At 66.5% G+C, this 12,196-nt stretch carries 12 protein-coding genes; 4 read left to right on the top strand and 8 right to left on the bottom strand.

Annotated elements, in window-relative coordinates:
- Positions 1-15 precede the first annotated feature (15 nt).
- A complete protein-coding gene (rpsJ, locus tag GOARA_RS01440) occupies positions 16-321 on the bottom strand; it encodes a 30S ribosomal protein S10 (RefSeq protein WP_007318892.1) in 306 nt (101 codons plus the stop codon).
- A gap of 405 nt (positions 322-726) precedes the next feature.
- Between rpsJ and GOARA_RS01435 the strand changes: the two genes are divergently transcribed.
- Together GOARA_RS01435 and GOARA_RS01430 are read left to right on the top strand one after the other, a co-directional pair.
- Positions 727-1,551: a tyrosine-protein phosphatase gene (locus GOARA_RS01435; RefSeq protein WP_007320496.1), complete on the top strand. Its 825-nt coding sequence runs from the start codon at positions 727-729 to the stop codon at positions 1,549-1,551.
- Between the two features lie 211 nt (positions 1,552-1,762).
- Positions 1,763-3,280 (top strand): DUF4153 domain-containing protein, encoded by a 1,518-nt coding sequence (locus tag GOARA_RS01430; RefSeq protein ID WP_007320495.1) that lies wholly within the window; start codon positions 1,763-1,765, stop codon positions 3,278-3,280.
- A gap of 98 nt (positions 3,281-3,378) precedes the next feature.
- Here the strand turns inward: GOARA_RS01430 and GOARA_RS01425 are convergent, their stop codons facing one another.
- From GOARA_RS01425 to GOARA_RS01410, 4 genes are all read right to left on the bottom strand, one after another.
- Entirely contained in the window at positions 3,379-3,903 is a 525-nt protein-coding gene (locus GOARA_RS01425; protein WP_007320494.1) for a hypothetical protein, read from the bottom strand.
- A gap of 584 nt (positions 3,904-4,487) precedes the next feature.
- Positions 4,488-5,012 (bottom strand): hypothetical protein, encoded by a 525-nt coding sequence (locus tag GOARA_RS01420; protein ID WP_007320493.1) that lies wholly within the window; start codon positions 5,010-5,012, stop codon positions 4,488-4,490.
- Positions 5,013-5,313: 301 nt separating this feature from the next.
- The gene (locus GOARA_RS01415) at positions 5,314-6,459 is read right to left on the bottom strand and encodes a hypothetical protein (protein ID WP_245548327.1); all 1,146 of its coding nucleotides are present in this window, start codon (positions 6,457-6,459) and stop codon (positions 5,314-5,316) included.
- 36 nt (positions 6,460-6,495) lie between these two features.
- Entirely contained in the window at positions 6,496-6,840 is a 345-nt protein-coding gene (locus GOARA_RS01410) for a hypothetical protein (RefSeq protein ID WP_007320491.1), read from the bottom strand.
- 139 nt (positions 6,841-6,979) lie between these two features.
- Here GOARA_RS01410 and GOARA_RS01405 point away from each other — a divergent pair, with 139 nt between their 5' ends.
- Positions 6,980-7,468: a hotdog fold domain-containing protein gene (locus GOARA_RS01405; RefSeq protein WP_007320490.1), complete on the top strand. Its 489-nt coding sequence runs from the start codon at positions 6,980-6,982 to the stop codon at positions 7,466-7,468.
- 71 nt (positions 7,469-7,539) lie between these two features.
- Here the strand turns inward: GOARA_RS01405 and mftG are convergent, their stop codons facing one another.
- Genes mftG through mftE form a run of 3 tightly spaced genes read right to left on the bottom strand, consistent with a single transcriptional unit; the run spans position 7,540 to position 10,933 of the window.
- Positions 7,540-8,823, bottom strand: a complete 1,284-nt coding sequence (gene mftG, locus GOARA_RS01400; protein WP_007320489.1) for a mycofactocin system GMC family oxidoreductase MftG — start codon at positions 8,821-8,823, stop codon at positions 7,540-7,542.
- Positions 8,820-10,232 carry a mycofactocin biosynthesis glycosyltransferase MftF gene (gene mftF, locus GOARA_RS01395; protein ID WP_007320488.1) on the bottom strand — a complete coding sequence of 471 codons (1,413 nt, stop codon included), beginning with the start codon at positions 10,230-10,232 and terminating at the stop codon, positions 8,820-8,822. The genes mftG and mftF overlap by 4 nt, the downstream gene beginning before the upstream one ends.
- Positions 10,229-10,933 carry a mycofactocin biosynthesis peptidyl-dipeptidase MftE gene (mftE, locus tag GOARA_RS01390; protein WP_040521391.1) on the bottom strand — a complete coding sequence of 235 codons (705 nt, stop codon included), beginning with the start codon at positions 10,931-10,933 and terminating at the stop codon, positions 10,229-10,231. Before mftE ends, mftF begins: the two co-directional genes overlap by 4 nt.
- Positions 10,934-11,089: 156 nt before the next feature.
- Between mftE and GOARA_RS01385 the strand changes: the two genes are divergently transcribed.
- On the top strand, positions 11,090-12,196 hold the full coding sequence (locus tag GOARA_RS01385; RefSeq protein ID WP_007320486.1) for a CaiB/BaiF CoA transferase family protein: 1,107 nt from the start codon (positions 11,090-11,092) through the stop codon (positions 12,194-12,196).

Here is a 12,196-nt window from a genome sequence, read left to right as displayed (position 1 = left end):
GCTCGAATCCCTCGCCTACTGGATGTTCACATCGACGCTGGCCGGCAGGTCGATGCGCATGAGCGCGTCAACCGTCTTCGGCGTCGGGTCGAGGATGTCGATGAGTCGCTTGTGGGTGCGCATCTCGAAGTGCTCGCGGCTGTCCTTGTACTTGTGCGGCGAGCGGATGACGCAGTACACGTTCTTCTCGGTGGGCAACGGCACCGGGCCGACAATCCGTGCACCCGTACGGGTCACGGTCTCCACGATCTTGCGCGCCGAAGCGTCGATCGCCTCGTGGTCGTAGGCCTTGAGCCTGATGCGGATCTTCTGTCCCGCCACGCTGGTCCTCTTCCGTCAGTTGTTCTCGACAGACGAACGCACGCATGTGGGCACCGGCAACTCGGCGATCACAGTCCGCGGTCTATGGCCGCGGATCGACGCTGTTCATCTGTCGTTGTACGTGTCGCCGGTGAGATCGGCGACGGGTCTTGCCATCCGGTCCACGCGGTCGGGCGTGTCGGGCCGCGGAGGATGATCCCCCGCGCGTTACACGCTCGATTCCCGCGGTGAACACGAGTATCGGCTCCCATGATCGAGACCGCAGTGAACCGCGCTGCCCGATCAAGGCAACCCGACAAGTATGCACCATCCCCGCCGGGCATTCCAAATCGCGTCGAGACGCCTCGGGCGTACTCGCCGGCGGCGGTGTCTCGGCCGGGCCGCACGTGCCCTAACGTGGGCATCATGCCCGCGCGTACCGCCCCCGGCGCCCCCAGTCCGTTCCCGTCCGTGGCCAACTTCCGCGACCTCGGCCATTGGGCCGCCGCCGACGGGAGGGTCGTGCGGCCCGGCACGGTGTTCCGGGCCAACGACTTCGCGGCGCTGGACGCCGACGACGCGGCCGGTCTCACCGGCCTGCGCCTGAAGACGATCGTGGACCTGCGCACCGAGAAGGAGCGATCCGCCTCTCCCGATCCGGCGTTCCCCGGGGCTACGCAGGTCGTCCTCGACGTCCTCGCCGATGTGGCCGAGGAGTCGATGCCGGCGAACCTGCACTCCCTGCTGGAGGATCCGGAGGTCGCCCGCGCGATGTCCGAGCAGATGACCACGGCACAGGCGCGCGATCTCATGGTCCGCGGATACCGCGCGTTCGTCGAACTCGACAGCGCCAAACGCGCCTTCCGCGGCTTCTTCACCCACCTGCTCACCGATGAGCCGGCGCCGATGCTGTTCCACTGCGCCACCGGCAAGGACCGCACCGGCTGGGCCGCTGCCACCTTTCTGCATCTCATGGGCGTCGAGCGCGCCGATATCTATCGCGACTACCTCTTGACCAACGACCGGCTCCTGCCCGCGCTGCGGCCGCTGTTCGCCCGCTTCGCCGACGCCGGCGGCAATCCGGAGCTGCTGCGGGCCCTGCTCGGCGTCGACGAGACCTATCTCGCCGCTTCCTTCGCGCAGGTCGCCGACGACTACGGAACGATCGACCGCTACTTCGACGAGGCGCTGGGCATCGACGCGGACGCCCAAGCCCACCTGCGCGAACGGTTCCTCGTCTCCCCCTCCTGACGCCGACCGTGCCCACTTTCCCGCCGACCGTGCCCACTTTCCCGCCGACCGTGCCCACTTTCCCGCCGACCGTGCCCACATTCCCGCCGACCGTGCCCACTTTCCCGCCGACCGTGCCCAGATCAGGTCGTCGGAACCAATCCGACCATCCCTTCGTTATCGTGATTCGATCGTTTCCCGACGCAAACCGTCGCCGACGACAAGGACACCGATGACCTACGCAGGACCGACCCCTCAGTACGCGCCGCCACCCATCCCGCCGCGGCCACAGTCCGAGATCTCCCAGCGGGCCAACACGTCGCCGTTGCCCTACGCGGCATTGATCGCCGCGGGGGTGGCCGGCGTGATCGGCGCGATCTTCTGGCGGATCGACGAGACCGGCCTGGGCACCACGGTCACGGGCTTGGCGGTCCTGGCTCTGATCATCGCGTCCGCCCCCGCCGAGATCCGCGCACGTCAGCGGTCGTACTGGATTCCGTTGACCGCGGGCATCGCCGGGTTGCTGCTCGTTCCGTTGTTCCTCGACGCGGGCTGGGTCAACGGCATCAGCCTCTTCGTCGCCGTCTGCGCGACCTTGCTGCTGCTGACGTCGGCCCACAACCTCACCGGCGTGCTGTTCGCCGCCCTGTCGCCGCTCGTCGCACCGTTCATCGCGTTGGGCGAGCCGTTTCGACGTCGCCGTCCGGCGTCGCGATCGTCGGCGTCGCGGGTGCGCGTCGCACTGCTCGGCGGCGCCGTCGCCCTGGTGACACTGCTGCTCCTACTGATCTTCGGTTCGCTGTTCGCCAGCGCCGACCCGACCTTCGGCAAGCTCGTCGACTTCGACCTGTCCAACCCCTTCTCGGGCGATTTCATCGCGGCGATCGTCGCGGGGGTGTTCATCGCCTGGGTGACGCTGACCGGAACGCTCCTGGCGCACGCGCAGTTCACCTATCCGGAACCGACTGAACGCCGCTACCCGCCGGTGTGGGCCTGGGCCGTGCCGATCGGCGCGCTGCTCGCCCTGTTCGTGCTGTTCCTCGCCATGCAGGCCCGCGCGCTGTTCGGCGGCGACGACTACGTGCAGCGCACCGCCAACCTCACCTACTCGCAGTACGCGGTGCGCGGCTTCTGGCAGTTGCTCGTCGTGACCCTGCTGGTCATCATCGTGGCGACCGCGGCGTGGTGGTTCATCGATCGCCATGACGAGCGCCAGCGCCGGACCGCACGCATCCTATTCGGCGGGCTGTTCGCGGCGACGCTGCTCGTCGTCGTCTCCGCGTTCCTCCGAATGGAGCGGTACATCAACGCCTACGGTGCGACGCAGGACCGGATCTTCGGCCTCTACTTCGAGGTCTTCCTGGCCGCCGTCATCATCGCGCTGGCTGCTGTCGGCCTGAACTTCGACGCCCGGCCCCTCGTCCGACGCCTGGTGCTCCTCACCGTGTTCAGCGCGCTCGCGTTCGCGCTGATCAACCCCGACCGGTTCATCGCCAAGACCAACATCGACCGCGCGACGTCCGTCGAGAAGATCGACGCCTGGTACCTGGGCGGCCTCTCGTCCGACGCGTACGGACAGTTGGACCGGCTCCCCGAGCCGGCCCGGGCCTGCGCGATGTGGCGCTTCCACCGGAACCACGACGACAGTTCGTCGTGGCGCGAGTTCAACGTTTCCCGTCACCGAGTTCCGCCCGCGAAGCCCGACGAAACGGACGCCTCGCCAGCGGGCTGCGGCAACTTTCGCTACTAGGGGACCTCGCTAGAAGAAATAGGTGATGAGGAACCCGAGCGTGAAGGAGATGATCGGGTAGGTGACCAGTGCCGAGAACCAGCCGGTGAAATAGGTTCTCAGTCTGAACCACTTGTCGGGATCGTCACCGCGAGCCAACTGTCCTCCATCGTCGAGATCTCAAGCTCCACTGCACCCCACTCATCGACGGTCGCGGTGGCGGTGAAGACTGCCAGCATCGAATCGCCCGGGACCGAATAGGTCAACTGCGACCGACGCACCTGTAAATCCTGCCCATCAGCGGAGTAGGTGCCACTGTCGACGCAGAGATACCCGTCGCGGCCGACTTCATGGTCGACAACCTCGGCGCCGAGCGCTTGAAGATCCATCGTCGTGTCCAGCTCACCAACCCGTATCACCTCAGTGATACCCAAGCTGAAGTACTGAATCGCCACATTGGGCACAAATGGCGGCGGTGGATCCGACGAACGCAACAACACCCGACTCGCCATATACCGATGAGCCTCCTCGACACCAAGGTAATACCAAGCCAACGGAGGAACGAAGTCCAACTCCGGCGTCGATGCCCGCAGCGTCGCGACACTCCCATAATTGGCGATCGCATGCTCCATCACGTAAATCATGGACCCACTCGATCGGCCGAGACGATTACCACTGGGACACCTTGTCACCGGCAATGAGACCGGCCAGAAAAGCAATGCCGGAGCAGCCGCACATCAGGTTCCATACGAGCAGATCAATTTGGGTTTCATCCACGTACTTGGCCAGGCCGCGCTGTGGCGGTAGATGACGAGCCCCCCACGACTCCGCCCTCGACCTCGCCAGGTGTCGTGGCTTGGCCCCCCGGCGTCGAGTTCTATCGGGTGACATCAACTGAACCAGCCCTTCACAAAATCTCCGTCACACGCAGTGGACTTGGCCGCCAGGTCGAAACATTGCCATCAGCCGCGAAGCACATTCCGACACACCTCCGCCAAGGCAGCAGTGACTGCACTGGGGATGAAACCAGCTCCCCCGACACGCCTCCGTATCGTTTCGTCAACCCCGCACCGATCTGTGGCGTATGAAAGAAACCGGTCGGGTGTGAAACCGCTCGCCGAAATCATTACTCGCTCTATCTAAAGAAAATAGCTGATCAAGAATCCAACCGCAAAGGCCAAAATCGGATAAGTCACCAGCGCTGAGAACCGCCCCGTGAAATACGTCTTCAGTCGGAACCATCTGTCGGAATCGTCGCCGTGAGCCACCCGTCCTCCATCGTCGCAATTTCAAGTTCCACTGCGTCCCACCCATCGAGAGCCGCGGTGGCGGTGAGGATCGCCAACATCGAATCACCCGGCACCGAGTAGGTCAACTGTGACCGGCGGGTCTTTACTTCGAACCCATCCGTGGAGTACGTTCCGGTGTCGACGCACAGATAGCCGCCGCAGCGGACTTCATGGTCGATCACCTCAGCATCAAGGGCATGCAGATCCATCGTCGTATCCAGCTCACCGACACGTATCACCTCGGTAATCCCCAAACTGATGTACTGGATCGCGACATTCGGCACAAACGGTGGGGTCGGCTCCGACGATCGCAACAACACGCGACTCGCCATATACCGGTGAGCCTCTCCGACACCCAAGTCATACCACGCCGACGGCAGCGCGAAGTCCAACTCTGAAGTGTTGGCGCGAAGCTGAGGGTCGCCGCCGTAGTTGGCGACCACATGCTCGACTACGTAAATCATACTAGGGCCCGCCGCACGACTCTGTTTCTCCTATCATGGTAAGACTTTGCCGCCAGCGATCAACCCGAGCATGAATGTAACCAAGGAAGGTAAGGAGATCACCAGGACTTTCAAGCGTTCTGACAAGTCCTCGCCGAGGAAATCTTCAAGCCGCCGAGCCTCAGTCGTGATCGACTCCGGCTTCCGCCGGTGTCGTCCTGGATTTCCCTTCCGACTTGATGACTCTCGCACAAGATCCTCCTTCTTGCTTCTATCGCGGACATATCTCGAATTCTTCGGACAACGAGTCATCAAACGATCCTCATCCAAACAGACCCTTAATGAATTTGACTCCCTTAGAGCCGAAATCACTCCCGAGTGCACCGCCAATTCCAGCACCAATCGCAGTTCCGATCCCTGGAGCAATCATCGAGCCTAAGGCGGCTCCCGCTGCAGCGCCAGCGAGACCCCCACCAATCCCTCCAGCCGTACCTGCGACCATATCTCCGCCGTCTTGCTTACCCTGATCATATTGGTCCCATTCGCTGTAGGCGGTCAATGCGAACCCGGCGACGAAAGTCCCACGTCCCAGCACCTTCGCAACCTGGTTGACTCTAGCCACCCCGTTAGGACCGGCTCCTTGATGGACCTTTGAGCGATGCCGGTAACTATCAGTATTCTTGGCTAGCATGGTCGCGTCTTTATTGATAGCCGAGAGCGCCCCCGATGCAGCAAGCCCTGGCAAGTCTTCCTTGCTATAACCCAGGTTTTCCCAATACTTGAGCCGCGACGGGCTGATTCCACTAAAATCTCCCGCCGCGATCCTCTCAAGCTGCTCCGGCGTGAAAGTAATGGCCCGCAAGTATCGCGCGAACTGCGCAGGCGTAGCCGTCCCGTTCTCCACGGCCTTCTTATCTTCAGCCGCGAGCCTCGGGTCCACGGCGCCCCGGTTGGCCGCCAGACTGGACGGGGCCATTACCCCTAGTTCTCCGAGGGCCGCATTGATGGCGTTCCGCGTATCGGTAACCGCCTGGTCGGCCGCCTCACCCAACTGGCGCAGTGCGGTCTGATGCTGATGGGCGGTGTTGGCGTCAAACTCCGCATCCTCGTCTTCCGCACGAGAGGCGTCGAAGTCGACTTGGTAACTGCGACTCGCCTGCTGCAAGATGTACCCCTCGCCGGCAGCCTGCGTCGTGCGGTTGCGCAGCGCCGTCCGCGCATCGCGGATGTTCCTCTCCCCGTCGTTGAGCGCCGTCACGAGTTCACCGAACTCGGCGGCCACACCGCGAAGCCAGCGCGTCAGAGCCTCGGCCCGCGCATCCGCAGCGCCTCGGGCCTTGCCCTTCCATTCCGCAGGCTCGATATCGCGCACAGGATCGCCGGCCTCAGACGATTCGGTGTGGACAGTCGACTGCAGCGTGCCCAAGGCCGTTGCGGCATCCCCCAGCGAACCGGGCTGCCAGCCCATCACCTCGTTGTAACTCGGAGGCATCGAGACGTCGTCCTATTCGCTCTGGTAGGCGGGGTACGGCGTCAACGCCTTGAACTGATCAGAACTCCGCTGGTCGGTCTGCTCGGTCGTGTTCTTGGCGCCGTCCACCGCCTCGGAAAACGCGGCGACCGTGCCCGACGCATTCGACAACGTCGTCTGGATCTTCTGGTTCGCCACCTCGCCAGCGCCACCCATGTCGGCCGTCGCACCCGTGAACTTGCCCGCCAGGTCGAAGGTCGAAGCACCATCCACCGACAGCGCCATCAGCCGCGAAGCACACTCCGAAACCTCCGCCGTTGCGGCTGTGATTGCACTGGGATCGAGAACGAAATCACCTGACACGGGTCCCCCTTGCATGCTTTTTGTCCGTTTTCGTGGCACCCAACCTAGCATTTCGGACAACGAAGATGACGACGCCTCAATCCGCCCACAGACTCAGGCGACCACGGCCGAGTAGCCTACTCCAACGATCTTACTATGGAGTAAGATAGCTCGCATGTCTGATGCGAACCCGCGCCCGAGCGCGACCTACGCCCTGCGCCGCCGACTCCCGAAGAACACCGTCGGCAACGCCCTCTTCTCCGTCGGCATGGTCGCCAAAGTCCCGTACTTCGGCACCATCCTGCCCCTGGTCAAGGAGATGGAGCCCGGCTACTGCAAGGTGACCGCCCCCAACTGGTTCGGCGTCCACAACCATCTCGGCACCTTCCACGCGATCGCGGCGTGCAACCTCGCCGAGACGGCGATGGGGATGCTGATGGAGGCGACGACCCCGACGACGCATCGGTGGATCCCCAAGGAGATGCACACGCAGTACCTGGCCAAGGCCAAGACGCGACTGACCGCCGAGGCGCGCCTGGCCGAGCCGATCAACTGGGACTCGCTCACTGAGGGGCGCGACGTGGTCGTCAACATCGCGGTCCGCGACACCAACGGCGACGAGGTCGTGCACTGCGACATCACCACCTGGGTCACACCGGCCTGATCCTCGATCCAGCATGGTTTCGCCGATCCGTCATCGATCGATGAGGGATAGGCGAAACCGCGCGGGACTGGTTAGCTCAGGGCGTCCGCGATGACGATCGCGACCATCATGACGGTCGCGTGCGGACCACTGCTCACGTTCGGCAGGATCGACCCGTCGACGATCCGCAGCCCGGCCACCCCGTCGACGGCGCCGAACCAGTCGGTCCGCTCCCCCATCGCCATGGCACCCCAGCCGTGCTGCGACGTACCCACCGCCGGATCGACCGCGACGGACCCGTCGACGACGACATCGGCCAGCTCCGCCGACGACAACGCCTCGACGACTTCGGCCACCGCCGCACTGACCTCGTCGACGCGCATCCCGGCCGGCTCGACGTCCAGCCGCTCCCCGTCCCACCGCAGCTCCCCCGGCCGCGGCGGATGCATCTGCGCAACCCCCACGACGGCGGTCGAGGAGGCCAGACCCGGGATGAATCGCGCGAAATCATCGGCGTACCAACGGATCTCGGAACCGTCGGCGGTGTGCGCCACACTGGGCAGTAGAACCGGGGCCGGCTCTGGGCGCACCGCCGGCGCGTAGCGCACCAAGATTTCACGATGCTCGAAGGCCGGCAACGACCCGTCGACGACACCGCTGCGCATCAACAACGCCGCGCTGCCCAGCCCGCCGGCACAGACGACGACCTCACCGGCGCGCACCTGCTCACCGCCGGACAACACCACTCCGACGACCCTGCCGCTCTCGACGACCAGCCGGGATACCGAGCAGTCGGCGCGGACCGTCAGATTCGGGCGGTCCCCCGCCGGGGCGAGATAGGCGTCGGCCGCGCTCCACCGTTGCCCGTCGCACCGGTTCACCGGAACCCGCTGTATCCCGACCCCCGGCCAAGGACCCGGCGGCGCAGCCGCCCATCGTTCTTCGAGTCGCCGCACCAACGGCCCGACCTCGTCGTCGCGCACCGGGCCGACCGACATCCTCCCCGCGGGCGCACCACCCGGCACCCCGCCGTCCAGCTCGTCGTAGGCCGCGGTGATCGCGTCCATTGTGAACGGTCCGCCCCACTCGGCGAAGTCGTCGCGATGTGCCCGCAGAAAATACCCACCGTTGACCACCGACGATCCGCCCACCGCGCGTCCGCGCACGACGGGCGGGTCGGCCCGGTACCACCGCGCGTACCGGCTCGGCGCAGCTACCGAGCCGAGCAGCATCCGGTCCAGGCGGTGCACATCGCCACCGGTGACCTCGGGTCCGGCCTCGAGCACCACCACCCGTCGATCGGCATTGCGCGACAGGCGCTCGGCCACCACGCAACCGGCGCTCCCCGCGCCCACCACCAGGACGTCGGCGATCATCGCCCGATGACCGGCAGCAAGGCCGTCGCGTCGCGCTGAGCCAGCGCCCCCTGCCACAGCCCGGTGCCATAGGCCAGGTCGTCGAGGCGGCGCAGGACCAGGAACGACAGCGGGTCCACCTTCGGCGACCGGCCGGCGGCCTGCGCGTGGCGGATCCACGCGACGACGGCGTCGACCACCGCCACCTGCGCTGCCAGGACGCGGAACCGGCGCGAAACCAGCGCCGTCACCAGCCCGATCGGCCAATAGTGCCGGCAGACCGCACCGCCCGCTTGGACGAGCCCGTGCGCCAAGGCCTGTCCGGTGAGGGATGCAGCAACCCGGTCGCGCCCCGGCATCTCACCCAGGCGCCGACGTACCGCCCACCCCGCGTAGCCCGCGCCGAGGAGCCCGACCGCCAATCCCAGCCGGGTCCGCGTCAGCAGCGCGACGACCGCGACCGCGATCGGCCACCGCATGGCCAGCGGAGCCGCCTTGCGCTGATGGCGGTCGGCGAGAAAAGCCGCGCCCGTGCCGTAGTAGCGGCGGCGGCCGAGCATCGACGGCAGCGTCGACCGATGTTCGTGGGCGACGCGGGCGACCGGGTCGTAGCGCAAGCACCAGCCCTGTGCCGCCATCCGCCAGCACAGGTCGACGTCTTCGGCGACGCGCAGATCCTCGTCGAACCCGGTGAACGCGCGGCGCCGGACCACCATCGCGGCGCTGGGCACGTAGGGCACGCGGCTGCCGGGCTTGATCGCCGCTTCCCGCTGACCCATGTCCAGCGATGAGAAACCCGCCTCGTACCGCTCGACCAGGTTCGGCTCGGCCGCTGGGAGACCGACGATCCGTGGCGCCACCAGTCCCACGGCGGGATCGGAGAAGTGCGCTGTCAGGGCGGTGACCCAATCGGCGGCAGCACCCGGGGTGGCGAGCGGGACGACATCGGAGTCGAGAAAGATGACGAACTCGGTATCCGCCTGTGCCACACCGTGATTGCGCGCCGCCGACGGTCCGCGGTTGGTGTCGAAACGTAGCAGCCGCACGTCCTCGGGAACCGTGATCGGCGCGGCCGACCCGTCGTCGACGACGATCACCCGCAGCCCGTGGACCGCGCGGAGCAGCCGGTCGACGCCGGGCTGGTTGTCGCGGACGGGGATCACCACGGTCACCGATTCGTCGTGCGGGCCGAACATCGGGCGCGGGTGTGCGACGTTGGCGTCGAGCAGTGTGCGGACCAGCTCGCCGGAAGCATCGTCGAGCACGGTGATCCGCCCCTCGGCCGAAACCATCCCGGCCGCCCGCTCCGAAAGGCGCAACAACCTCGTCGGCGCCCCCCCGACGAGGTGGCGCCAATCGCGGTCGCGTGCGCACCGCAGGTCGATCTGCGCCTGAAAGCCCTTGGGAAGGGCCGTGTCGGTCGGCGTCACCGAACCCGCCCCTGCTCGTTCGGGGCCCAGGCGGCGGCCGACGCGATGAGGTCGTCGACCATCGCCTCGACCATCCGCGCACCGTGCTCGGCACTCGCCGTCGTGGGGTCGCCCAGCACACCGTTGGGGCTGACGGCCGCGACGCCTCCCGTGCGCAGATCGTCGAGGATCTGGGCCAGCGCGACCGTGCTGCCGGCCGCCGCGGCGCCGGTGTCGACGACCTCGGGCGCCAGCGTCAGCAAGATCGACGTCTCGGCGTGTCCGGCGTGCGGGTCGCCGCCGGGCGGGGCACAAGCGAACCAGGTGACATCGCGGCCTTCATAGCGAAGCAGGACCACCGCGTCGGCCAAGGCGGTGAGATTGCCGCCGTGCCCGTTGACGAACACGAGCCGCGACGCCCAGCGGGACGCGCTGCGGCCGTACTCGACGAGCAGCGAACGCAACGCGTCCGTGCCGATCGAGATCGTTCCGGTGAACCCCTCGTGCTCGCCGCTCGCCCCGTAGTTGATCGGCGGCGCGACGAGCACGGTCCCGTCGATCCGCGGCGCGGCGCGACGCGCCACCTCGGTCGCGATTCGCGTGTCGGTGTCGAGCGGCAGATGCGGGCCGTGCTGCTCGGTGGAGCCGAGCGGGACCAGCACGAGAACATCGTGGCCAGCGATTTCGGTCGACGTTCGCGCCCCCAACTGCGCATCAGTCATTCGGCCGAGTGTAGTCGTGTGCGCGGCCGGGCGGTACTGGCGATCACCCGTCCCGACCACCTTCGGCCGAGCGTTCGCTTGGTGTGAAATGCTGGATGGCAACCCGAACTGGAATCGGCCGTGCTCACACGGCCAGCAACTCTTGGAGGCTCTGCAATGACGGCGACTCACGACTCCGGCCGGCCCGGCCCACTGCGTTCGATCCGCGTCATCGAGTTCGCCGGCATCGGCCCCGGCCCGCACGCCGCGATGCTGCTCGCCGACCTCGGCGCCGACGTCATCCGGGTACAGCGACCGGGCGATCTGCCACAGGAGGGCCGCAACGCCGACGCGCTGCTGCGCGGCCGCCGCGTCGTCGAGGCGAACCTCAAGAACCCCGCCGACCGCGAGACCATTCTCAACCTGGTCGCCAAGGCCGACGCCATCATCGAGGGCTTCCGCCCCGGGGTGATGGAACGCCTCGGTTTCGGCCCCGACGACCTGGCCGCGGTCAACCCTGGCCTCGTCTACGGCCGGATGACCGGCTGGGGACAGGACGGTCCGCGCGCCGAACTCGCCGGCCACGACATGAACTACATCTCGCTGACCGGCATGCTGCACGCCATCGGCCGCGCCGACGAGAAGCCGACGCCCCCGCTCAACCTGGTCGGCGACTTCGGCGGCGGTTCGATGTTCCTCGTCATCGGCATCCTGTCCGCCCTCGTCGAGCGACAGGTCTCCGGCAAGGGACAGGTGATCGACGCCGCCATGGTCGACGGTGCATCGGTGCTCGGACAGATGATGTGGTCGTTCCGCGGCACCGGCCTGTGGCAGGACAAGCGCGGCGCGAATCTTCTCGATACCGGCGCGCCGTTCTACGAGGTATACGAGACGTCCGACGGCAAGTGGATGGCTGTCGGATCCATCGAGCCGCAGTTCTACGCCGAACTCCTCAAAGGGCTCGAACTCGACCCCGAATCCCTGCCGCACCAGCTGGACATGGGCAAATGGGACGAGCTGAAGGCCAAGTTCACCGAGGTGTTCAAGACCAAGACCCGCGACGAATGGGCGGCGGTCTTCGACGGCACCGACGCGTGTGTCTCGCCGATCCTCGACTTCGTCGAGGCGCCGCAGGACCCGCACCTGGCCGCGCGCGGCACTCTCGTCGAGATCGACGGGGTCATGCAGGCACAGGTGGCGCCGCGCTTCTCCCGCACCCAACCGCAGACGCCGACCGGGCCGCAGCGCGCCGCGACCGATCCGGCGACGATCTGGAACGACTGA

It is taken from the genome of Gordonia araii NBRC 100433 (assembly GCF_000241265.1).
Lineage (GTDB): Bacteria > Actinomycetota > Actinomycetes > Mycobacteriales > Mycobacteriaceae > Gordonia > Gordonia araii.
Note: the sequence above shows the minus strand (reverse complement) of the source record. Positions and strands in the feature narration are given on the sequence as shown.

What these genes read in the sequence shown, in the direction of transcription:
- GOARA_RS01430 (WP_007320495.1), top strand. Translation starts at nt 1,763, where the DNA reads ATGACCTACGCAGGACCGACCCCTCAGTACGCGCCGCCACCCATCCCG.
- GOARA_RS01415 (WP_245548327.1), bottom strand. Translation starts at nt 6,459, where the DNA reads ATGGGCTGGCAGCCCGGTTCGCTGGGGGATGCCGCAACGGCCTTGGGC.
- GOARA_RS01410 (WP_007320491.1), bottom strand. Translation starts at nt 6,840, where the DNA reads ATGCAAGGGGGACCCGTGTCAGGTGATTTCGTTCTCGATCCCAGTGCA.
- GOARA_RS01420 (WP_007320493.1), bottom strand. Translation starts at nt 5,012, where the DNA reads ATGATTTACGTAGTCGAGCATGTGGTCGCCAACTACGGCGGCGACCCT.
- mftG (WP_007320489.1), bottom strand. Translation starts at nt 8,823, where the DNA reads ATGATCGCCGACGTCCTGGTGGTGGGCGCGGGGAGCGCCGGTTGCGTG.
- mftE (WP_040521391.1), bottom strand. Translation starts at nt 10,933, where the DNA reads ATGACTGATGCGCAGTTGGGGGCGCGAACGTCGACCGAAATCGCTGGC.
- GOARA_RS01405 (WP_007320490.1), top strand. Translation starts at nt 6,980, where the DNA reads ATGTCTGATGCGAACCCGCGCCCGAGCGCGACCTACGCCCTGCGCCGC.
- GOARA_RS01425 (WP_007320494.1), bottom strand. Translation starts at nt 3,903, where the DNA reads ATGATTTACGTGATGGAGCATGCGATCGCCAATTATGGGAGTGTCGCG.
- GOARA_RS01435 (WP_007320496.1), top strand. Translation starts at nt 727, where the DNA reads ATGCCCGCGCGTACCGCCCCCGGCGCCCCCAGTCCGTTCCCGTCCGTG.
- GOARA_RS01385 (WP_007320486.1), top strand. Translation starts at nt 11,090, where the DNA reads ATGACGGCGACTCACGACTCCGGCCGGCCCGGCCCACTGCGTTCGATC.